The 21,825-nt window shown below is 63.2% G+C and carries 22 protein-coding genes and 1 tRNA gene; 6 read left to right on the top strand and 17 right to left on the bottom strand.

What is annotated here, in order from left to right:
- Nucleotides 1–6: 6 nt before the first annotated feature.
- On the top strand, nucleotides 7–768 hold the full coding sequence (locus tag QY917_RS03685; protein ID WP_123676414.1) for a glycosyltransferase: 762 nt from the start codon (nucleotides 7–9) through the stop codon (nucleotides 766–768).
- 57 nt (nucleotides 769–825) lie between these two features.
- Here the strand turns inward: QY917_RS03685 and QY917_RS03680 are convergent, their stop codons facing one another.
- From QY917_RS03680 to aceA, 16 genes are all read right to left on the bottom strand, one after another.
- A complete protein-coding gene (locus QY917_RS03680; RefSeq protein WP_123676415.1) occupies nucleotides 826–1,707 on the bottom strand; it encodes a Kdo hydroxylase family protein in 882 nt (293 codons plus the stop codon).
- A 6-nt stretch (nucleotides 1,708–1,713) separates the two neighbouring features.
- Entirely contained in the window at nucleotides 1,714–2,127 is a 414-nt protein-coding gene (locus QY917_RS03675) for a DUF4149 domain-containing protein (protein ID WP_011805594.1), read from the bottom strand.
- Between the two features lie 11 nt (nucleotides 2,128–2,138).
- Nucleotides 2,139–2,615 carry a transcription elongation factor GreA gene (gene greA, locus QY917_RS03670; protein ID WP_011805595.1) on the bottom strand — a complete coding sequence of 159 codons (477 nt, stop codon included), beginning with the start codon at nucleotides 2,613–2,615 and terminating at the stop codon, nucleotides 2,139–2,141.
- 127 nt (nucleotides 2,616–2,742) lie between these two features.
- Complete coding sequence (gene carB, locus QY917_RS03665) at nucleotides 2,743–5,994, bottom strand: carbamoyl-phosphate synthase large subunit (protein WP_123676416.1); 3,252 nt, start codon at nucleotides 5,992–5,994, stop codon at nucleotides 2,743–2,745.
- Between the two features lie 10 nt (nucleotides 5,995–6,004).
- Complete coding sequence (locus tag QY917_RS03660; RefSeq protein WP_011805597.1) at nucleotides 6,005–6,406, bottom strand: hypothetical protein; 402 nt, start codon at nucleotides 6,404–6,406, stop codon at nucleotides 6,005–6,007.
- Nucleotides 6,407–6,427: 21 nt separating this feature from the next.
- Entirely contained in the window at nucleotides 6,428–7,600 is a 1,173-nt protein-coding gene (gene carA, locus QY917_RS03655; RefSeq protein WP_162844556.1) for a glutamine-hydrolyzing carbamoyl-phosphate synthase small subunit, read from the bottom strand.
- A gap of 238 nt (nucleotides 7,601–7,838) precedes the next feature.
- A tRNA-Pro gene (locus QY917_RS03650) sits at nucleotides 7,839–7,915 on the bottom strand.
- Between the two features lie 27 nt (nucleotides 7,916–7,942).
- Complete coding sequence (locus QY917_RS03645; protein ID WP_015913049.1) at nucleotides 7,943–8,371, bottom strand: MerR family transcriptional regulator; 429 nt, start codon at nucleotides 8,369–8,371, stop codon at nucleotides 7,943–7,945.
- A 100-nt stretch (nucleotides 8,372–8,471) separates the two neighbouring features.
- A complete protein-coding gene (locus QY917_RS03640; protein ID WP_011805600.1) occupies nucleotides 8,472–8,822 on the bottom strand; it encodes an integration host factor subunit alpha in 351 nt (116 codons plus the stop codon).
- Entirely contained in the window at nucleotides 8,819–11,263 is a 2,445-nt protein-coding gene (gene pheT / locus QY917_RS03635; RefSeq protein WP_123676418.1) for a phenylalanine--tRNA ligase subunit beta, read from the bottom strand. Before pheT ends, QY917_RS03640 begins: the two co-directional genes overlap by 4 nt.
- A 121-nt stretch (nucleotides 11,264–11,384) precedes the next feature.
- Complete coding sequence (gene pheS / locus QY917_RS03630; protein WP_123676419.1) at nucleotides 11,385–12,437, bottom strand: phenylalanine--tRNA ligase subunit alpha; 1,053 nt, start codon at nucleotides 12,435–12,437, stop codon at nucleotides 11,385–11,387.
- A 102-nt stretch (nucleotides 12,438–12,539) separates the two neighbouring features.
- The gene (rplT, locus tag QY917_RS03625; protein ID WP_005795139.1) at nucleotides 12,540–12,899 is read right to left on the bottom strand and encodes a 50S ribosomal protein L20; all 360 of its coding nucleotides are present in this window, start codon (nucleotides 12,897–12,899) and stop codon (nucleotides 12,540–12,542) included.
- Nucleotides 12,900–12,925: 26 nt separating this feature from the next.
- Nucleotides 12,926–13,129: a 50S ribosomal protein L35 gene (rpmI, locus tag QY917_RS03620; protein ID WP_011805603.1), complete on the bottom strand. Its 204-nt coding sequence runs from the start codon at nucleotides 13,127–13,129 to the stop codon at nucleotides 12,926–12,928.
- A 173-nt stretch (nucleotides 13,130–13,302) separates the two neighbouring features.
- A complete protein-coding gene (gene infC / locus QY917_RS03615) occupies nucleotides 13,303–13,914 on the bottom strand; it encodes a translation initiation factor IF-3 (RefSeq protein WP_083766753.1) in 612 nt (203 codons plus the stop codon).
- A gap of 65 nt (nucleotides 13,915–13,979) precedes the next feature.
- Nucleotides 13,980–15,899: a threonine--tRNA ligase gene (gene thrS, locus QY917_RS03610; protein ID WP_123676420.1), complete on the bottom strand. Its 1,920-nt coding sequence runs from the start codon at nucleotides 15,897–15,899 to the stop codon at nucleotides 13,980–13,982.
- 281 nt (nucleotides 15,900–16,180) lie between these two features.
- Nucleotides 16,181–17,512 carry an isocitrate lyase gene (gene aceA / locus QY917_RS03605; RefSeq protein ID WP_015913044.1) on the bottom strand — a complete coding sequence of 444 codons (1,332 nt, stop codon included), beginning with the start codon at nucleotides 17,510–17,512 and terminating at the stop codon, nucleotides 16,181–16,183.
- A 326-nt stretch (nucleotides 17,513–17,838) separates the two neighbouring features.
- Here aceA and QY917_RS03600 point away from each other — a divergent pair, with 326 nt between their 5' ends.
- Complete coding sequence (locus tag QY917_RS03600) at nucleotides 17,839–18,786, top strand: DMT family transporter (protein ID WP_302078624.1); 948 nt, start codon at nucleotides 17,839–17,841, stop codon at nucleotides 18,784–18,786.
- A 9-nt stretch (nucleotides 18,787–18,795) separates the two neighbouring features.
- On the opposite strand, the gene rraA is transcribed toward QY917_RS03600, so the two are convergent.
- Nucleotides 18,796–19,302 carry a ribonuclease E activity regulator RraA gene (rraA, locus tag QY917_RS03595; protein WP_123676453.1) on the bottom strand — a complete coding sequence of 169 codons (507 nt, stop codon included), beginning with the start codon at nucleotides 19,300–19,302 and terminating at the stop codon, nucleotides 18,796–18,798.
- Between the two features lie 224 nt (nucleotides 19,303–19,526).
- Here rraA and QY917_RS03590 point away from each other — a divergent pair, with 224 nt between their 5' ends.
- The 4 genes from QY917_RS03590 to QY917_RS03575 all read left to right on the top strand — a co-directional run bounded on the left by QY917_RS03590 (nucleotide 19,527) and on the right by QY917_RS03575 (nucleotide 21,820).
- A complete protein-coding gene (locus QY917_RS03590) occupies nucleotides 19,527–19,817 on the top strand; it encodes an SWIB/MDM2 domain-containing protein (RefSeq protein WP_011805609.1) in 291 nt (96 codons plus the stop codon).
- Between the two features lie 187 nt (nucleotides 19,818–20,004).
- Nucleotides 20,005–20,277 (top strand): bacterioferritin-associated ferredoxin, encoded by a 273-nt coding sequence (locus QY917_RS03585; protein ID WP_015913041.1) that lies wholly within the window; start codon nucleotides 20,005–20,007, stop codon nucleotides 20,275–20,277.
- 107 nt (nucleotides 20,278–20,384) lie between these two features.
- Nucleotides 20,385–21,086, top strand: a complete 702-nt coding sequence (locus QY917_RS03580; protein WP_123676422.1) for an energy transducer TonB — start codon at nucleotides 20,385–20,387, stop codon at nucleotides 21,084–21,086.
- Nucleotides 21,087–21,103: 17 nt separating this feature from the next.
- Nucleotides 21,104–21,820 (top strand): MotA/TolQ/ExbB proton channel family protein, encoded by a 717-nt coding sequence (locus QY917_RS03575; RefSeq protein WP_011805612.1) that lies wholly within the window; start codon nucleotides 21,104–21,106, stop codon nucleotides 21,818–21,820.
- Nucleotides 21,821–21,825 lie beyond the last annotated feature (5 nt).

Here is a 21,825-nt window from a genome sequence, read left to right as displayed (position 1 = left end):
GATCCCATGAACGCACCGCAGCAGCACCAGCGCCACATCCTTTGCATGAAGTGGGGCACGAAATATGGCCCCGAGTACGTCAACCGTCTTTACGCCATGGTGCGCCGCCACCTGAGTGGCGAGTTCAACTTCGTCTGCCTCACGGACGACGATGCAGGCATACGCCCCGAGGTGCAGTGCCTGCCCATCCCGCCGCTGAATCTGCAGCTGGCACCCGGCCAGCGGGACGGCGCCTGGAAAAAGCTCACGACCTTCGAGGCCGACCTGCACGGCCTGCGCGGCACAGCGCTGTTCCTCGACCTCGACGTGGTGATCGTGGGCGGGCTGGATCCCTTCTTCGAGCAGCCGGGTGAATTTCTCATCATCCACGACTACCCCCGTTTCTGGCGCTTTGGCCAGCGGATCACGGGCAACTCCTCGGTCTACCGCTTTGAACTGGGCGCGCATGCCGATGTGCTGGCGTACTTCCGCACGCACATGGACGAGGTGCAGGCCAACTATCGCAACGAGCAGGCCTTTCTGTCACGCTTCCTGCATGCCCAGGGCAAGCTGTCGTACTGGCCTGAAGGCTGGTGCCCGAGCTTCAAGTACGACGGCATTCCCGCGTGGCCGAGCAACTACTGGCGCGAGCCCTTCGTGCCCGAAGGCGCACGCATCATGATCTTCCACGGCGAATGCAATCCGCCGGATGCGCTGGAGGGACGGCGCAACAAGCGCTTTCACCACATCCAGCCCGCACGCTGGGTGGCGCGCCACTGGCACGAATGACGAGGTCGCCCCGCCACGAAGCGGGGCGGACAAAAACAGTCAGCGCCGAGGCGCCGGTTAGGCCGTCGGAACGCCGTGCAACGGCCGGCCCGTCAATCGCGTGAGGATCGCCAAAGGGCTCGCTTCCCGGTCATACGCATGCGACGCGGGCAGGTGCAATGTCTGCTCCAGCATGTATTGGCCGGACATGACCGCATGCGTGGCCTGGTCCGAAAAGCACACCCATACCGAACCCGCCGGAAACGGCACCGTTTCCTGCGGACTGGTGCGCTGGTACTCCAAGTCGCCCTTCATGCCGTCGTGCAGTTGCAGCATCAGGTGGTCGTACTCGCTGCGAAAGGACTTGGTCACACGCAGCGCCTGCAGCACCTTGGCCTGCCACGCCGAATACGGCTTGGCGCGTGGCAGGAACTTACGCGCCATGGCTTCGAAGGGCTCACCCACGCGCCACACACGGGGCGCCCCGTCGGGGTTGACGTTGGCAAACACGCGCAGGATGCGTTCGCCATAGTTGGGACGCGAGGGGAACGCATCCACGTGCAGCCGCCGGTCGTCGGCCCGCCAGGATTGCTGGCGGCTTTCCACCTGCATCGGCCGGTAGCTGGTGGGGGCCAGTCGCAGCGCAGAGGTGTAATGCGGCAGCAGCGCCTCGATCAAGCCCAGCGCCTGCGCCCGAAAGCGCGTGATCATGGCCGTCAACTGCGCCTGGGTGGCGGCGTCGCCCACCGCGCCCTTCAGGCTGCCGTCGACATTCAGGCTGATGTTGCGCGCACCAGGGTCGCGGATGTCGGGCCGCAGCAGGGCGCGCTCGTCAGGCTGCACCTCGAAGGCGAGGTTGGGAAAGAACAGCACCTTGCCGCCCTCCAGCGCAGCGCGCCAGGCGTCGGTCCCCGGTACCGACCAATCACGGGATTCGATGCGTACGACCTGGGATTCCATGCTCGCTCACCCTCCTTGCCTGGCAGTTTTCCACAACGTGATGCCCGCGCAGAGCCATTGCACCAGATACATGGCACTGCCCACGCTGTGCCACAGCCGCAGGTTCTGGCGCGCCACGATGCGCGGCGCCACGCCATATTGCACCAGCAAGGCCAGCAGCAGGCCGAGGATCACAAAAACCATAGCTGCTCGCGCCCACTGCTCCTCGGTTTCCGCGTGTTTTCTTTTGGAAAGCACCAACAGACAAGCGCAACACGCTATCGAAATATAAGTCTGCGCCTCGAACAAACGGGCTGCCATCTGCCCCGCCACACTCGGCGTGGGCAGGTAGACGAACAGCATCGGCACGGCCACGAAGCCCATGGCCGAGAGGCTACCCCACCACAGGGCCGCAGCCAGCACGGGCAGGCGTTCGCGCATGGCGTGCACCCTCAGATGTAGCTGACGGCCACCACTTCGTAGCGCCGCACGCCCCCAGGCGCCTGCACCTCGGCCGTGTCGCCCTCTTCCTTGCCGATGAGCGCGCGCGCGATGGGGCTGGAAACATTGATCAGGCCGTGCTTCAAGTCGGCCTCGTCCTCGCCCACGATCTGGTACTTCACGGCGTCGCCCGTGTCCTCGTCCTCCAGTTCCACCGTGGCACCGAAGACCACGCGACCGCCGGCGTCCAGCGCCGAGGGGTCGATGATCTGGGCCGCCGACAGCTTGCCTTCGATCTCCATGATGCGGCCTTCGATGAAGCCCTGGCGGTCCTTGGCGGCTTCGTACTCGGCGTTCTCGCTGAGATCGCCCTGCGCGCGCGCCTCCGCAATGGCGCTGATCACGGCAGGCCGCTCGACGGTCTTGAGGCGGTGCAGTTCCTCCTTGAGTTTCTCTGCGCCGCGCTTGGTGATGGGAATGGTGGCCATGGGTCAGTCTCCAGATTCCAGATGCAAAAAGCAAACCGCCGCGCGTTGCCGCGCGGCGGTCTCACAAATCAAGGGCGATTATGCCGCGTTTGCCGCGGCGGTCATCCCCTAAAACCCGGTGCCGCGCTCAGGCTGCAGCCGCCAGGCGGGCGTGCAGTTCCTGCACCGAATACACGTCCAGATTGTCGAGGTGCTTCATGCCTTCCACGGCCGCCTCGGCGCCGAAGATGGTCGTGAAGGTGGTCACGCGCGCCAGCAGCGAGCTGGTGCGGATCGCGCGCGAATCGGCAATCGCGTTGCGGCGCTCCTCCACTGTGTTGATGACCATGGCGATCTCGTCGTTCTTGATCATGTCCACGATGTGCGGGCGGCCTTCGGTCACCTTGTTGACCACCTGCACCGGCACGCCGGCGGCCTCGATGGCCGCGGCCGTTCCCTTGGTGGCCAGCAGCTCGAAGCCCATGGCCGCCAGGTCGCGGGCAATCGCCACCGCGCGCTGCTTGTCGGCGTTCTTCACGGTGAGGAACACCTTGCCCGAGCGCGGCAGGCGCGTACCCGCACCCAGTTGGCTCTTGACGAAGGCCTCGCCAAAGGTCTTGCCCACGCCCATGACTTCGCCGGTGGACTTCATCTCGGGGCCCAGAATGGTGTCCACGCCCGGGAACTTGACGAAGGGGAACACGGCCTCCTTCACGCTGAAGTACGGCGGCGTGACTTCTTTGGTGATGCCCTGGCTGGCCAGGGTCTGGCCGGCCATGCAGCGCGCCGCCACCTTGGCCAACTGGATGCCCGTGGCCTTGCTGACGAACGGCACCGTGCGCGAGGCGCGCGGGTTCACTTCCAGCACGTAGATCACATCGCCGTCGTCGGTTTCCTGAATTGCGAACTGCACGTTCATCAGGCCCACCACGTTCAGGCCATGGGCCATGGCCGTGGTCTGGCGCTTGATCTCGGCCACCGTCTCGGCCTTCAGGTAGTACGGCGGCAGCGAACAGGCGGAGTCGCCCGAGTGCACGCCAGCCTGTTCGATGTGCTCCATCACGCCGCCGATGAACACGGCACCGGAGGCATCGCGCACACAATCCACATCGCATTCGATGGCATTGGAGAGGAAGCGATCCAGCAGCACGGGCGAATCGTTGCTTACCTTGACGGCTTCGCGCATGTAGCGTTCCAGGTCGCGCTGCTCATGCACGATCTCCATGGCACGGCCGCCCAGCACGTAGCTGGGGCGCACCACCAGCGGGTAGCCCAGGGCAGCGGCCTTCTCCAGCGCCTCGGGTTCGGTACGCGCGGTGGCATTGGGCGGCTGGCGCAGGCCCAGGTCGCCCAGCAGCTTCTGGAAACGCTCGCGGTCCTCGGCGGCGTCGATCATGTCGGGGGTGGTGCCAATGATCGGCACGCCAGCGGCCTCCAGGCCCAGTGCCAGCTTCAATGGCGTCTGGCCGCCGTACTGCACGATCACGCCCTCGGGCTTTTCCTTGTCCACGATCTCCAGCACGTCTTCCAGCGTCAGAGGTTCGAAGTACAGGCGATCCGACGTGTCATAGTCGGTCGAGACAGTCTCGGGGTTGCAGTTGACCATGATGGTCTCGTACCCGTCCTCGCGCATGGCGAGGGCCGCATGCACGCAACAGTAGTCGAACTCGATGCCCTGGCCGATGCGGTTGGGGCCGCCACCCAGCACCATGATCTTCTTCTTCTTGGTGGGCTCGGCTTCGCATTCGTCCTCATAGGTCGAATACATGTAGGCGGTATTGGTGGCGAATTCGGCGGCGCAGGTATCCACGCGCTTGTACACCGGGCGCACATTCAACGCATGGCGCGCTTCACGCACAGCCTTCTCGTTGGTTTTGAGCAGCTTGGCCAGGCGGCGGTCGGAGAAGCCCTTCTTCTTGAGGGCGCGCAACGTGTCCGCATCCAGCGAGGCCAGCGCGCCATCGCCCTTCTCGGCCGTGAGTTGGTCCAGGTCGAGTTCGATCTTCACGATCTCCTCGATCTGCACGAGGAACCACTTGTCGATTTTGGTGAGGTCATGCACCTCGTCCACCGACAGGCCCATGGCGAACGCGTCACCCACGTACCAGATACGCTCAGGTCCCGGCTCGCCCAGCTCCTTCTCGAGCAGCTCGCGGTCCTGGGTCTTCTCATTCATGCCATCCACGCCCACCTCCAGGCCGCGCAACGCCTTCTGGAAGGACTCCTGGAAAGTGCGGCCCATGGCCATCACCTCGCCTACGGACTTCATCTGCGTGGTCAGGCGGCTGTCGGCCGCTGGGAATTTCTCGAACGCAAAACGCGGGATCTTGGTGACGACGTAGTCGATGGAGGGCTCGAACGACGCAGGTGTGGCGCCGCCGGTGATCTCGTTCTTCAGTTCATCGAGCGTATAGCCCACGGCCAGCTTGGCAGCGACCTTGGCGATCGGGAAGCCCGTGGCCTTGGAGGCCAGCGCCGACGAACGCGACACGCGAGGGTTCATCTCGATCACGATCATGCGGCCGTCCTTCGGGTTCACCGAGAACTGCACGTTGGAGCCGCCCGTGTCTACACCGATCTCGCGCAGCACTGCCAGGCTGGCGTTGCGCATGATCTGGTATTCCTTGTCGGTCAGCGTCTGCGCGGGTGCCACGGTGATCGAGTCGCCCGTGTGCACGCCCATGGGGTCGAGGTTCTCGATCGAGCACACGATGATGCAGTTGTCCGCCTTGTCGCGCACGACCTCCATCTCGTACTCCTTCCAGCCGAGCAGCGACTCTTCGATCAGCAGCTCGTTGGTGGGCGAGGCTTCCAGGCCACGCTTGCAGATGGTTTCGAATTCTTCCGGGTTGTAGGCGATCCCGCCGCCCGTGCCGCCCAGCGTGAAGCTGGGTCGGATGACGGTGGGGAAGCCCACGTTCTTCTGCACGGCCCAGGCCTCGTCCATGCTGTGGGCGATGCCGGAGCGCGCCGACCCAAGGCCAATGCGGGTCATCGCATCCTTGAACTTCAGGCGGTCTTCGGCCTTGTCGATGGCCTCGGGCGTCGCGCCGATCAGTTCGACCTTGTATTTGTGCAGCACGCCGTTGCGCCACAGGTCCAGCGCGCAGTTCAGCGCGGTCTGGCCGCCCATGGTCGGCAGGATGGCGTCGGGGCGCTCCTTGGCGATGATCTTCTCGACCGTCTGCCAGGTGATGGGCTCGATGTAGGTGACGTCGGCCGTGGCCGGGTCGGTCATGATCGTCGCGGGGTTGCTGTTGATCAGGATGACCTTGTAGCCCTCCTCGCGCAGCGCCTTGCAGGCCTGCACGCCCGAGTAGTCGAACTCGCAGGCCTGGCCGATGATGATCGGGCCGGCGCCGATGATGAGGATGCTTTTGATGTCTGTGCGTTTTGGCATGGTATGTCTGTCAATCGGTCGCTGGGGCGGAGGCTGGGGCGGCAGACACCGCTGCGGGGCGCCGCGTATTCAGCCTGTCCAGCAGCGCCTGGGCCCGCTCGGCGGGGAGGTTCTTTTGCATCAGCTGCAGCAGGCCGTCGCCCTGAACCAGGGGTCGCAACACTTCGGCTTCTGCCTCGTAGAACGTCACGTCCCACTCCTGCATGGCCTCTGCGAAGGTCGCATCGTCCCAGGTCTTGCCCTTGGCGATCAGCGTGACCAGGGGCATGGCCTTGTTCTCGACGAACGACTTCTTGTAGGGCTTTTGCTGCCAGCGTTCGGTGAACCACTCGCGGTGCATTGGAGGCAATGTCAGCACGCGCTTGTGAATGGCTTTCTCAAGCGCTGCAGCCGGGAAGCTGAAGAGTTTCATGGCGCCGGTTTCCTTTTGGGCTTACTGGGCCTTGGCGGCCTGCATCAGAGTGGTGAAGCGGTCGAACAGGTAGGCAATGTCGTGCGGACCGGGTGACGCCTCGGGGTGCCCCTGGAAACAGAAGGCCGGCTTGTCCTTGTGTTCCAGGCCCTGCAGCGTGCCGTCGAACAGGCTGATGTGCGTGGCGCGCAAGGTGGCCGGCAGCGATGCCATGTCCACCGCGAAACCGTGGTTCTGGCTGGTGATGCTTACCCGGCCGCTGTCCAAGTCCTTCACAGGGTGGTTTGCGCCATGGTGGCTGTTGTCCATTTTGAAAGTCCTGGCGCCACTGGCCAGCGCCATGATCTGGTGGCCCAGGCAGATGCCGAAGGTAGGCACGCCGCTGTCGATGATCTGCTTGACTGCCGTGATCGCGTAGTCGCAGGCCGCCGGGTCGCCCGGGCCGTTGGACAGGAACACGCCATCGGGATTCATGGCCAGCACCTCTGCCGCCGGGGTCTGCGCGGGCACCACGGTGAGCCTGCAGCCGCGTTCGGCCAGCATGCGCAGGATGTTCAGCTTCACACCATAGTCATAGGCCACGACGTGAAAGCGCGGGGCCGTCTGCGTGCCGTAGCCTTCGCCCAGCTTCCACTCAGTCTGGTCCCAGGCGTACGCGGCACGCGTGGTCACGACCTTGGCCAGATCCAGCCCGTTCATGTTGGGCGCCGCCTTCGCCGCGGCCACGGCTTCGTCGATGCGCGCCTGGGTCACGGCCTCGCCAGCCGCCAAGCCGACGATGGCGCCATTTTGCGCGCCCCGGGTGCGCAGCAGGCGGGTCAGTTTGCGGGTGTCGATGTTGGCGATGGCTACCGTCTTGGCACGCACGAGGTACTCGGGCAGCGTCTCGGTCATGCGGAAGTTGCTGGCCAGCAGCGGCAGGTCCTTGATGATGAGGCCTGCGGCGTGGACTTTTTCAGCCTCGATATCCTCTGCGTTGACGCCGTAGTTGCCGATGTGCGGATACGTCAGGGTGACGATCTGCTGGCAGTAGCTGGGGTCCGTGAGAATTTCCTGGTAGCCGGTGATGGCGGTATTGAAGACCACTTCGCCGACCGTGGTGCCGGCGGCACCGATCGAGTTACCGATAAAGACCGTGCCGTCTGCGAGCGCCAGGATGGCGGGCGGGAAGGTTCCCTTGAGAGACAAAAGCACTGGGTTCTCCGATGGTTTACGGGTCGCCCGGGAGCCGCAGGAACGGCGATGTTCCTGAAGGCTACTGCTTGTTGAAAATTGCTTTGGATGCGGCCGGGCGACTTGTTTGCGGGAAAGCCTCTCATTGTAGCGCGAGAGGCGCATGCTCACTGCGCACAGGACATTGGTCCCGCCAAGGATCCAAGCGGGCCAAAGAAGAAAGGGACCACCGTTTTCACGGTGGTCCCTTTGGGATAAATGGTCGGCGTGGCGGGATTCGAACTCGCGACCCCTTGCACCCCATGCAAGTGCGCTACCAGGCTGCGCTACACGCCGACAAGACTTGAATTCTATACCGAAAAATCAGACCGTAAGAAGAAGTGCGCGAATTTCTTCCAATTCTTTTCGCAGGGTCGCCGCGTTCAAAGGAATCGCCTGCGCGACGCTCATCCCCTCATTCGCACCCTGCGCAGGTACAGCCGCTTCCAGGCCGTCCGCATGCGGCGCACCACCATCGCGCAGGGCCTTGTCCGCATGGGCCAGCTCCTGCAGCCGGTTGCGCGCACCGCTGATGGTGAAGCCTTGGTCATACAGCAGGTCGCGAATGCGGCGGATCATCAGCACCTCATGGTGCTGGTAATAGCGCCGGTTGCCGCGCCGCTTCATGGGACGCAACTGCGTGAATTCCTGTTCCCAGTAGCGCAGGACATGGGGTTTGACGCCACAGAGCTCCGCCACTTCACCAATCGTGAAATAGCGTTTGGCCGGAATGGGTGGCAGCAAGGTGCTCATGGGAATGGCGCAAAAAACGGGCAAGACTGTGGAGCGTACTGCAGCCCCTTACCGACGGCCAGGATCTCTGGGCCAAAAACACCGGTTCGGGTCAACTACTTCAAGCTTTGTCCTGTCCCTGGATCTGCTCCTTGAGTTTGGTGCTGGCATGAAAGGTCACCACGCGTCGCGCCTTGATGGGGATGGCTTCGCCAGTGCGCGGGTTACGCCCCGGACGCGGCGCCTTGGTGCGGATCTGGAAGTTGCCAAACCCTGACAGCTTCACGTCCTGGCCGTCGACCAGGCTTTGCACGATCAGGTCGAAGAAGGCGTCCACCATGTCCTTGGACTCGCGCTTGTTCAGGCCGATGTGCTCGAACAACAAATCCGCCAGCTGCGCTTTGGTCAGCGCAGGCGATTCCAGGCTTTCTACGGCGAACTCCACCGGCCCCGGCTCCATCCCCAGAGTCATCGCAACCTCGCTCCTGTGTGGGTACCCAGCGCCTGCAGCACCGATTGCACTGCGGCTTCGATCTCAGCGTCCGTCAACGCGGCGGCGTCGCTGCCCAGCGTCAGGCGAATGGCCAGGCTCTTCTCGCCCTGCGCCAGAGCGCCCGCTGGCACGGCCTCGCCCGCACGCTGCGGCTGGGGCCGGAAGACATCGAACAGCACCGCGGAGCGCAGCAGATCGCCTGCCAGTGCACCGCCAATGGCACGCATCACCTCATCGTGCGAGACCCGCTCGGCCACAACCACGGCAATGTCCCGCTCCACCAGCTGGCGCTTGGCCACGGGGCGAAAGCCCGGCACCTTGCGCTGCAGCACGGCGTCCAGCTCCAGTTCAAACATCATCGGCGCAGCCGGCAGGTCCCAGGACTGGCGCCATTGCGGATGCAATTCGCCCACAAAGCCGATGGGGTGACCCTCCAGCAGCACGCGCGCGCAGCGGCCCGGGTGCAGTGCCGGATGCGCTGCTGGCTCGAACGTGGGGCGCAGCGGCGCGAGCAGCGCTTCCACATCACCCTTGGCATCGTAGAAGTCCACTGCCTTGTCCTTGCGGCCCCACTGCAGCGCATCGGCCGCACCATAGGCCAGGCCCGCGACCCGCATCGGCTGCGCGAAGCCTTCCACCGTGCGGTCGGTGTTCTGCACGCTCGCATCACGCAGGAACACCCGCCCCAACTCGAACACGCGCACGCGGCCGGCCTTGCGGTCCAGGTTGAACTTGAGCACCTGCAGCAAAGAGCCCAGCAGCGACGAGCGCATGACGCTCAGGTGGCTGGCGATGGGGTTGAGCAGCTTGATCGGCGCGGCGTTGCCGGCCAGTTCCTTTTCCCAATGCTCTTCGACAAAGCTGAAGTTGATGGTCTCCTGGTAGCCCAATGCCGCCAGTTCACGGCGCACCGCGAAGCTGCTGCGGCGCGATTCTGCGCGCAGCTTGGGCGTGATCGGCGCCAGCGGCGGGGTGGTGGGCAGGTTGTTGTAGCCCACCACGCGCGCCACTTCCTCGATCAGGTCTTCCTCCAGGCGCAGGTCGAAGCGAAATGACGGTGGCGTGACCGTCACGGCACCCTCTTCCTCCTGCAGCGGCAGGCCCAGGCGCCTCAGCGCATCCACGCACTGCGCCTGCGTGAGCGGCATGCCGATCACCTTGGCCGCACGCGCGATGCGCATGCGCACCGGTGTTTGCGCGGGCATGTTGACGCGCTGATCATCAATGGGAGCGCATGCCGTCTCTGGCGTACCGCAAATATCGACGATCAGCTGCGTGATGCGCTCGATGTGCTCCACGGTCAGCTCGGGATCCACGCCGCGCTCGAAGCGATGGCCGGCGTCGGTGGAGAAGTTGTAGCGGCGCGAGCGGCCGGCTACGGCCTCTGGCCACCAGAAGGCCGCCTCGACGTAGATGTTGCGCGTGTCATCCGACACAGCCGTGGCGTCACCACCCATGATGCCGGCAAGCGACTCCACCTCGCGCTCGTCGGCGATCACGCCCACCTTCTCATCGACGGTGACGGTGTTACCGTTGAGCAGCTTGAGTTGTTCGCCGGCCTTGCCCCAGCGCACTTCCAGGCCGCCATGGATCTTGTCCAGGTCGAAGATGTGCGACGGGCGGCCGAACTCGAACATCACGTAGTTGGAGATGTCCACCAGCGGCGAGACACTGCGCTGGCCGCAGCGCGCCAGGCGGTCCACCATCCACTGCGGCGTGGCGGCCTGGGTATTGACGTTGCGCACGACGCGGCCGGAGAAGCGCCCGCACAGGTCAGGCGCGCTCACGCGCACGGGCAAGCGGTCATCGATCGCGGTGGTCATGGTGGGGAACTGCGGCGCCTTCAGCGGCGCGCCCGTCAGCGCGGACACCTCGCGCGCGATGCCGTAGACACTCAGGCAATGCGCCAGGTTGGGTGTGAGCTTGAGCGTGAACAGCGTGTCGTCCAGGTTCAGGTACTGGCGGATGTTCTGGCCCAGCGGCGCGTCGGCCGGTAGTTCCAGCAGGCCGCCATGGTCCTCCGACAGTTTCAACTCGCGCGCCGAGCACAGCATGCCAAAGCTCTCCACACCGCGCAGCTTGCCCACCTTGATGAGGAACGGCTTGCCATCCTCGCCGGGCGGCAGCTCCGCGCCCACCATGGCGCACGGCACCTTGATGCCCACGCGGGCATTGGGCGCGCCACAGACGATGGTCAGCGGCTCGCCCTGCCCCACATCCACCTGGCACACGCGCAGGCGGTCGGCATTGGGGTGCTGCTGGGCATCCTTGATCTCGCCGACGACGATCTTCGTGAACGGCGGCGCGACGGGCTGCAGCTCTTCGACCTCCAGCCCTGCCATCGTCAGGGTGTCGGCCAGTTCTTGGGTGGTGAGCGGAGGGTTGCAGAACTCGCGCAACCAGGATTCGGGGAATTGCATAGTCAGACTTCTTTGGCGTGCTCTTGAAAAGAGAGCTGCTAGCGCTTGCTACCTATTGTTTTCCATATGAAAACATATTGAAGAGTAGGCTTAACAAGCGCTGGCAGCTCACTTTTTTGCATTACTGGAACTGCGACAGGAAACGGATGTCGCCGTCGAAGAACAGGCGCAGGTCGTTCACGCCGTAGCGCAGCATGGTCAGTCGGTCCGGCCCCATGCCGAAGGCAAAGCCGATGAAGCGTTCGGGGTCCAGCCCCATGTTGCGCACCACGTTGGGGTGCACCTGGCCGGAGCCCGCCACCTCCAGCCACTTGCCGGCCAACGGGCCCGACTGGAACTGGATATCGATCTCGGCGCTGGGCTCGGTGAAAGGGAAGAAGCTGGGGCGAAAGCGCAGCACCAGGTCGTCGCTTTCAAAGAAGGTCTTGCAGAAGTCCGTGAACACGACCTTCAGGTCCTTGAAGCTCACGTTCTCGCCGATCCACAGGCCTTCACATTGATGGAACATGGGCGAGTGCGTGGCGTCGGAGTCCACGCGGTAGGTGCGGCCCGGAGCGATCACGCGGATCTCGGGCATGGCCTGGCCGGCGTCGATCAGGCCACGGTGTTTCTTCACATGCTGCACGGCGTAGCGCACCTGCATCGGGCTGGTGTGCGTGCGCAGCAGGTTGGGGGCTTCGGGTGTGCCGCCTTCCACGTAGAAGGTGTCGTGCATGGACCGGGCGGGGTGGTCCTCGGGCGTGTTCAGCGCCGTGAAGTTGAACCAGTCGGTCTCGATCTCAGGGCCGTCCGCCACCTCGAAGCCCATCGAACCGAAGATCCGCTCGATGCGCTCCAGCGTCAACGACACGGGATGCAGACCGCCGCGGCCGCGCTGGCGGCCCGGCAGCGTCACATCCAGCGCCTCGGCCTTGAGCTGTGCCTGCAGCTCGGCGTCCGCCAGCTCCTGGCGGCGTGCGGCGAGGGCTGCCTCCACGGCCTGCTTGGCCACGTTGATGGCGGCGCCGCGGGTTTTCTTCTCCTCGGGCGAGAGTTGCGCCATGCCCTTCATGAGCTCGGTCACGCGGCCTGACTTGCCCAGGAACTGCGCCTTGGCGTTCTCCAGTTCGGCAGGGGTTGCGGAACGCGCGAACGACTCGCGCGCGTTCGTCACCAAGGAATCCAACTCGTTCATATCGACTCTTGAAAAAGAAACAAGGGCTAGTGCCTTTTCAAGCCCTAGCCCTTGTTGTTTGCGCGCTAGTAGCTATAAAATTTATAGCTACCAATCGTGAACTCAAGCAGCCAGCTTGGCCTTGACTTGCTCCACGATGCTGCCAAAGGCAGCCTTGTCATGCACCGCGAGGTCGGCCAGCATCTTGCGGTCGATCTCGATGGATGCCTTCTTCAGGCCGTTGGCGAACTGGCTGTAGGTCAGGCCCAGTTCACGGGCAGCGGCGTTGATACGGGCGATCCACAACTGGCGGAACACGCGCTTCTTGGTGCGGCGGTCACGGTAGGCATATTGCCCCGCCTTCATCACCGCCTGCTTGGCGATGCGGAAGACGTTACCGCGGCGACCACGGAAGCCCTTGGCAAGGGCGAGGACCTTCTTGTGACGGGCGCGGGCCGTTACACCACGTTTGACGCGAGGCATGTGTTTTCTCCTTGTTCGTCAGTTGATTACAGGCCAGCGGAGGGCAGCATCTTTGCGATGGAACCCATATCGCCTTCATGCACGTTCACAATGCCACGCAGGTGGCGCTTGTTCTTCGTGGTCTTCTTGGTCAGGATGTGGCGCTTGAAAGCTTGGCCACGCTTGACCGTACCGCCTGGACGAACGCGAAAACGCTTCTTCGCGCTGCTCTTGGTCTTCATCTTGGGCATGTGAATGCTCCTGTTGGTTGTGCTCGTGAGGCGTTTGCACACCGCTGTGCAACCTTGTTGGCCCCGAGCCACTTTTTCAAACGACGCGCCTTGCGGCGCGCCGTGCGGCGGCACTTGCATGCCGCCTATCGGCCGGCACCCTTTCTTAGGGGGCGCCCGCCAAATCTCCTTGCTTACGCAGCGTTGTCGCCAGCGGCGGGAGCGCTTTCGGCGGCAGGTTTACCTGCCGGCTTCTTGCGGGCCGGCGCGATCATCATGATCATTTGGCGACCTTCCAGCTTGGGAAACTGCTCCACCAAAATGGTGTCGCCCAGGTCATCCCTCAAGCGGTTGAGCAATGCCAGGCCCAGCTCCTGGTGCGTGATCTCGCGGCCACGGAAGCGCAGCGTGATCTTGCACTTATCGCCCTCCGCCAGAAAACGGCGGATGTTGCGCAGCTTGATGTTGTAGTCGCCATCGTCCGTACCAGGGCGGAACTTGACTTCCTTGATCTCGATGACCGTCTGCTTGGCCTTGGCTTCGGCCGCCTTCTTCTGCTCCTGATACTTGAACTTGCCATAGTCCATCAGGCGGCAGACCGGGGGATTAGCCGTGGCTGCAATTTCAACCAAGTCAACATCCAGCTCGCCCGCCATGCGCAGGGCCTCTTGCAGGCTGACGATGCCCAGGGGCTCGTTGTCCGGACCGGACAGGCGCACTTCAGGCGCCATGATTTCACGGTTCAGTCGATGCTTGCGCTCCTCGCGCTGGCGACGGTCACGAAATTCGGTAGCGATGGCTCTCACCTTCAATTAAAAAGCTACGAAAAGCGTAGCAGCTTACGCACCAGGGATGCGCTTCAAGCGATGATTCAGACTTTGGAGGCAATGTCCTGCGCGATCAGATCGACGAATGCGTCGAGGGACATCACGCCGAGGTCTTTGTTACCCCGGGCACGCACTGCCACAGCCCCTGCAGCCTTTTCCTTGTCGCCGGCGACGAGGATGTAGGGCAGCTTTTGCAGCGAATGCTCCCGTATTTTATACGTAATCTTCTCGTTACGCAGATCAGTCACCACCCTAAGGCCTTGATTCGGCAACGCTTTTTGCAGCTTTGCGGCGATTTCACGACAGTAATCGGACTGTGCATCGGTGATATTGAGCACCGCCACCTGTACGGGCGCAAGCCATACGGGCAAGGCCCCGGCGTGTTCTTCGATCAGGATGCCGATGAAGCGCTCCAGGCTGCCCACGATGGCGCGGTGCAGCATCACCGGCCGATGGCGCCCGCCATCCTCGCCCACGTACTCTGCATCCAGCCGCTCGGGCATCGAGAAGTCCACCTGCATGGTGCCGCACTGCCACTGCCGTCCGATCGCGTCCTTGAGCGTGTACTCGATCTTCGGGCCATAGAAGGCGCCATCGCCGGGAGCGATCTCGAATTCGCAACCCGACGCGCGCAGGCTTTCCATCAGCGCATGCTCGGCCTTGTCCCAGCTCTCGTCGGAACCGATGCGTGCCTCGGGGCGCGTGGCCACCTTGTAGATGATGTTGTGGAAGCCGAAGTCCTTGTAGACCTTTTGCAGCAACGCTGTGTAAGCCGTGCATTCGGTCAGGATATGGTCTTCCGTGCAGAAGATGTGACCATCGTCCTGCGTGAAACCGCGCACGCGCATGATGCCGTGCAGGCCACCCGTGGGCTCGTTGCGGTGGCACTGGCCGAACTCGCCGTAGCGCAGCGGCAGGTCGCGGTAGCTCTTGATGCCCTGCTTGAAGATCAGGATATGGCCCGGGCAGTTCATCGGCTTGAGAGCGTAGTCGCGCTTCTCACTCTCAGTGGTGAACATGTTGTCGCGGTACTTGTCCCAGTGTCCCGTTTTCTCCCACAGCGTCTTGTCCAGGATCTGCGGGCCCTTGACCTCCTGGTAGCCGTTGTCGCGGTACACGCGGCGCATGTACTGCTCCACCTCCTGCCACAGCGTCCAGCCCTTGGGGTGCCAGAACACGGTACCAGGCGAATGCTCGTCGATGTGGAACAGGTCAAGCTCACGGCCCAGCTTGCGATGGTCGCGCTTCTCGGCCTCTTCCAGCATGTGCAGGTACTGCTGCAGTTCTTCCTTCGTGGCCCATGCCGTGCCATAGACGCGCTGGAGCATCTCGTTGCGGTGGTCGCCGCGCCAATAGGCGCCCGCCACCTTCATGAGTTTGAAGAACTTGAGCTTGCCGGTGCTGGGTACGTGGGGGCCACGGCACAGGTCTTCAAAGCCGCCCTCGCGGTACAGGCTCACGTCCTCATTCGTCGGGATGCTGGCAATGATCTCGGCCTTGTAGTGTTCGCCCAGGCCCTTGAAGTACGCCACCGCCTCGTCCCGAGGCAATACACGGCGCACCACTGGTTCATCCTTCGCAGCCAGTTCCGCCATGCGCTTTTCAATGGCGGCCAAGTCTTCCGGCGTAAACGGACGCTTGTACGAGAAGTCGTAGTAGAAGCCGTTTTCGATCACCGGCCCGATGGTCACCTGCGCATCGGGAAACAGTTCCTTGACCGCATAGGCCAGCAGGTGGGCCGTGGAGTGGCGGATCACCTCCAGGCCGTCGGCATCCTTGGCCGTCACGATGGACAGCGGGCTGTCTTGCGTGATCCGGTAGCTGGTATCCACCACCTTGTCCCCGATCTTGCCGGCGAGCGCCGCTTTGGCCAGGCCCGAACCGATGGAGGCAGCCACCTCCGCCACAGTCACGGGACCAGCAAACTCTCGCTGGGAACCGTCGGGAAGCGTAATGTGAATCATGGAAATCCTTATCGAGTCTTTTCGGTAGGTGAGCCGCGCTTGACTGAGGTTCAGAAAGCAAAAAGCGCGGTACAGGTCCGCGCTTTTATGGGGGCGAGAGAAATCTCTTGCAGGCGCGAACGGCCAGCCTCAGCGGCTGGAACAGATCTCCGTCGTAGTTCGCGGTGTCATAACCAGATTGCCTTTCTCGCCCTTGTTGGTGAACAGATGTGGCATTTTACCCTGCAGCAATAGAAAAGCCCGAGGCGGGGGCCCCGGGCTTCTCGCATCAACCAAGAAGATCAGTGGAACTGCTCTTCTTCGGTGGAGCCGGTCAGCGCCTTCACGCTCGAAGAACCACCCTGGATCACGGTGGTCACGTCGTCGAAATAGCCTGCGCCCACCTCCTGCTGGTGCGACACGAAGGTGTAGCCCTGCTCACGTGCGGCGAACTCGGGCTCCTGCACCATGTTCACGTAGTGCTTCATGCCTTCGCCGCGGGCATAAGCATGGGCGAACTGGAACGTGTTGTACCAGTTGATGTGGATGCCGGCCAGCGTGATGAACTGGTACTTGTAGCCGAGTGCGGACAGCTCGTCCTGGAACTTGGCGATGGTCTTCTCGTCCAGGTTCTTCTTCCAGTTGAAGGACGGCGAGCAGTTGTACGACAGCAGCTTGCCGGGGCACTTCGCATGCACGGCCTGGGCGAACTCGCGGGCAAAACCCAGGTCGGGCGTGCCGGTCTCGCACCACACCAGGTCGGCGTAGGGGGCGTAGGCCACACCGCGGCTGATGGCTTGCTCCAGACCATTCTTCACGCGATAGAAGCCTTCCTGCGTACGCTCGCCCGTCAAGAACGGCTTGTCGTTGGCGTCGTGGTCGCTGGTGATCAGGTTGGCGGCCTCGGCATCGGTGCGGGCCAGCACGATGGTGGGCACGCCCATCACGTCGGCAGCGAAACGGGCAGCGATCAGCTTTTCGATGGCTTCCTGTGTGGGCACGAGGACCTTGCCGCCCATGTGCCCGCACTTCTTCACGGCAGCCAGTTGGTCTTCGAAGTGCACGCCGGCCGCGCCAGCGGCAATCATGTTCTTCATCAGTTCGAAGGCGTTCAGCACGCCGCCGAAGCCGGCTTCGGCGTCGGCCACGATGGGCAGGAAGTAGTCGATGAATTCCTTGTCGCCGGGATTGATACCGCGGCCCCACTGGATCTCGTCAGCACGCTTGAAGGTGTTGTTGATGCGGCGCACCATCGTGGGCACCGAGTCATAGGCATACAGCGACTGGTCGGGGTACATGGTCTCGCTGGTGTTGCCGTCAGCGGCCACCTGCCAGCCCGACAGGTACACGGCTTCCAGGCCCGCCTTGGCTTGCTGCATGGCTTGGCCGGCGCTGATGGCACCGAAGGCATTCACATAGCCCTTCTTGGCGCCGCCATTGATCTTGTCCCACAGCTTCTCTGCGCCACGCTTGGCCAGCGTGTATTCGGGCTGGAGGCTGCCGCGCAGACGCACCACATCGGCGGCTGTGTAGCCGCGCTTCACGCTCTTCCAGCGGGGATTCTGGGCCCAGTCCTTTTCCAGGGCTGCGATTTGCTGCTCACGGCTCAGTTGTGCGTTCAGGGAATCTGGCATGTTGCTCTCCAAGAGATGAAGGAATGGGCGGGTACCGCTCCCGGGACCCTTGGACACAACTTTAAGTCTTCTATAAGACCACATCAATCTCTTATGTCTTATATAAGAGATAAATTTAAGTCATAAAAATCAATGGCTTATGCGCTCCATATCTCTATATGAAAATTCATTTCTCGTATCGAGAAATTTTTCCGCAACGCAACAAACAAAATTTTCGCAATGAGAAATTAGACTTTCTCCATGCGAAATAGGAGGCCTGGTGAGTTCCTTTCCATGAGTGCCCCGCGCTCATGCATGATGGAGCCTCCGTTCGGAATCTTCATCAGATGCCAAACCGCCCCACCGCATACCTTTGCCTGGCGCTCAGCATGATGCTTGTGGGTGCCTACGTGGCGCTCTCCAAGCCGCTGGCCGCGGCGTTCCCCGTGCTTTTGCTGGCGTGGTTGCGTTTCGGTATCGGCGCAATGGCCATGCTCGGATGGTTGAAGAAGCCGCACCAGGAGCCACCTCTGACGCGGCAGACCCAAGGCCTGCTTTTTCTGCAGTCGCTGCTGGGCAACTTTCTGTTCACCGTTTGCATGATCTACGGCGTGAGCCTCACCAGCGCGACCTCTGCCGGGGTGATCATGGCGACCATCCCCGCATGTGTGGCGGTCATGAGCTGGCTGTTCCTGCGTGAACAGGTGGCGACCCGCACCTGGGTGGCGGTGGCCTGCGCAGTGGCGGGTATTGTGCTGTTTGCGCTATCCAAACCAGAGCACTCCGCACACGCCAGCAATGCCCTACAGCCCGAAAATGCCAAAAACTTGCAATGGCTGGGCTATGCCCTGCTGCTGGCCGCATCGCTGTGCGAGGCCGCCTATTCCGTCATCGGCAAGAAGCTCACCGGCGCGCTGGGGCCACGGCGCATCACGGCGCTGATCAACCTGTGGGGCTTCATGCTCTCGATGCCTTTCGGGCTGTATTTCGCCCTGTACTTCGACTTCACGGCCGTACGCTGGCCCACTTGGTTGCTGCTGGTGTTCTACGCCATGGCAGCATGCATGTGGAGCGTGTGGCTGTGGATGACCGGCCTGAAGACCGTCCCCGCCGCGCAGAGCGGCGTATTCACCGTGCTGCTGCCGGTGAGCGCAGCGCTGGTGGGTGTGCTGGCGCTGGGCGAGCGCTTCACGACCATGCAGTTCATGGCCTTTGGCATCGCACTGGCCAGCGTCGTACTGGCCACGATGCCCGCACGGCTGCCGTGGCGCACCGGCCGCGATATGCGCGCCTGACCGGCGGCGTTACAGCGCGCGGTCGCTGATCACAATGCCGTCGGCATCCGCATACAGCCAGTCGCCCGGCCGCACCCACACGCCCTGTACCTGCACCGCCACGTCAGAAAGCCCTTCGCCCCGCTTTTCGGTGGGCAACGGCATGAGTGCGAGTGCGCGGATACCCACGCGTTCGGCATTCAGTTCTGCCACGTCGCGCACGCAGCCATTCACGACGATACCGGCCCAGCCATTGCGCGCCGCGCTGGCTGCCAGATTGCCCCCCACCAGCGCGCGACGCAGCGAAGCTCCAGCGTCCACCACCAACACGCGCCCGTTGCCCGGGGAATCCACGGCCGCCTTGACGAGCGTGTTGTCCTCGAAGCACTTCACCGTGCTCACGGGGCCGCTGAAAGCGGGCAGCGCTCCGTAGCTCTGGAACACGGGCGGCAGCACGCGGAACGCGCCACTGTCGTCACCCTTGTGGGCGTCGCAGAGATCGCAGGTGCTGATGGCCGGGGTCGGGTGTGCGGGCATGGAAGGGAAGCCTTTCTGTGCATAAAGGGGGATGGTGCGCCGCAGCAAGCTGCGGTGGCGCATTCTCGCGCGTGCCGGCAGTTGGCCGCCAGAGCAACAAATCGAGGCAAAAAAGAGGCAGCTCGCCTTGGAAACCGGTTTTTTTCCCAGTAGCATCACCGCTGCCAGTGGAGCTGCGGCGTTCGCTGGTGACATATTTCATTTCCAACAAGGAACAACCCAACATGGCAACTGCAAAGACCGCGTCCGCAGCACCCGCAAAGAAGCGCACCCCCAACGCCGCTTTCATGAAGCCCCTGACCCCCAGCCCCGCTCTGGCGGCCGTGGTCGGCGCCACCCCGCTGCCGCGCACGGAGATCATCAGCAAGCTGTGGGTGTACATCAAGGCGCACAACCTGCAGGACGCCTCCAACAAGCGCATGATCAACGCGGATGCCAAGCTCAAGGAAGTGTTTGGCAAGCCCCAGGTCTCGATGTTCGAGATGGCCGGCCTGATTGGCAAGCACGTCAAGTAATCTGCCCTGCCAGGCACTCTTCGAGAGCCAGGCAAACAAAAACCGGCATGCGCATGCCGGTTTTTTTTCGCCTGCAAGGCACTCGGCAATGGTTTCTTACACGGCAGTGGGGCCAATGACTGCAAATGCGATGAATTCGCATTTATAATCAATTCATCGTCCATAGCCAGCCACGACTGCCTGCACCATGATCGTCTGTGTTTGCCACCGCGTTTCCGACCGGGAGATTGCACGCCATGCGCGCGCAGGTATGAGCTTCGATGAGATTCAGTTCGAGTTGGGCGTCGCCACCCAGTGCGGCCGCTGCGAAGACTGTGCCCGCGATGTCGTGGCGCAGTGCTGCGCATCGCAACCGGTGGCCGCCCTGTACAAGGACACCGATCCCACAGCCGTCCAGCTTGCCACCCTCATCCCGGAAGGCAAGGCATGCAACTGTTCTACGCACTCGCAGGAAGTCTGATCATCGTCATATGCTCGGTCTGGTGGATCCTGCATAAATAGACCGCCTATTCAAGGCTTTTTTGGCCTTCCGACCAAGCTGGACAAGCGCCAGCAGCTATCATTTTTATGTCCTCTGACCGATACGGCTCCCCCGGGGGCTTGAGCCGCAATGCCGTGATCGCAGGCTCCGTGGTGGTGCTGCACGTGGCCGGCCTGTGGGCCCTGCAGTCGGGTCTGGTGCGCAAGACGGCGGAGATCATCATCCCTGCTGAGGTGTTGAGCGAATTCATCGCGCCGCCCGCGCCTCCGGCCCCACCGGCCCCTCCCGCTCCGCCGCCGCCCAAACCAGCCCCGGCGCCGCCTAAACCCGTGGCGCCCAAGCCGCGCCCCGCTCCCATGCCCGTGGCGGTCCCCGACCCCACACCCGCCCCCGGCGCGCCCACGGGCGTCGTTGAGCCTCAGCCCCCGGCCCCGCCGGTTGCGGCCGCGCCCGTCGCCGCACCGGCGGCCCCCGCAGCTCCACCGGCGCCGGCCGCACCCAGCATCGAGTTGCCCTCCAGCGACGCGAGCTACCTGAACAACCCCAAGCCCGTCTACCCCGCCGTGAGCAAGCGGCTGGGAGAACAAGGCAAAGTGATGCTGCGCGTGCTCATCGGCACCGACGGACTGCCGCAGAAAGTGGAAGTCAAGCAGTCCAGCGGTTTCGAGCGCCTGGACCGCCAGGCCATCGACGCCGTCATGCGCTGGCGCTTCGTACCCGGCAAACGCAACGGAGTGCCAGAAGCCATGTGGAATCTGGTCCCGATCAATTTCGTTCTCCAACAATAAGTCTCGCAGGAGTTTTCATGGAATCGCATTTCGGCATTGCCAATGTCTGGGTACAGGGCGACTTCGTCACCCGTGCCGTCGCTGTGCTGCTCATCGGCATGTCGCTGGCATCGTGGATCGTCATCATCATCAAGGCGCTGGACATCCTGAAGTTCAAGAAACACGCCCGCCAGGCACGCGATTTCTGGCACAGCGAAGACTTCGCCGCCGGCCTGACCAAGCTGGGCTCCGACCCGAGCAACCCCTTCCGCCACCTCGCATTGGAAGGCCGCGAAGCCACGCAGCACCACCGCAACACGCAGGCCCATCTGCATGACAGCCTGGACGTGAGCGACTGGGTCACGCGCTGCCTGCGCAACTGCATCGACGAGTTCACGGCGCGCGTGCAGTCGGGCCTGGCCATCCTGGCGTCCGTGGGCTCCACGGCGCCATTCATCGGCCTCTTCGGCACCGTGTGGGGTATCTACCATGCGCTGGTGGCCATCGGCGCCTCGGGCCAGTCGACCATCGACAAGGTGGCCGGCCCGATCGGCGAGGCGCTGATCATGACCGCGCTGGGCCTGGCCGTGGCCATTCCCGCCGTGCTGGGCTACAACGCCCTGGTGCGGGGCAACAAATCCATCCTGCACAGCCTCAACAGCTTTGCGCACGATCTGCACGCCTACTTCGTGACCGGCGCGCGCGTTTCGGTACACGGCGAAGCAGCCAAGGTGCTGCCCATCAAGAAAGGCTGATGCGC

The sequence above is a fragment of the Diaphorobacter sp. C33 genome (assembly GCF_030503915.1).
In the GTDB taxonomy this organism is placed as follows: domain Bacteria; phylum Pseudomonadota; class Gammaproteobacteria; order Burkholderiales; family Burkholderiaceae_C; genus Diaphorobacter; species Diaphorobacter nitroreducens.
Note: the sequence above shows the minus strand (reverse complement) of the source record. Positions and strands in the feature narration are given on the sequence as shown.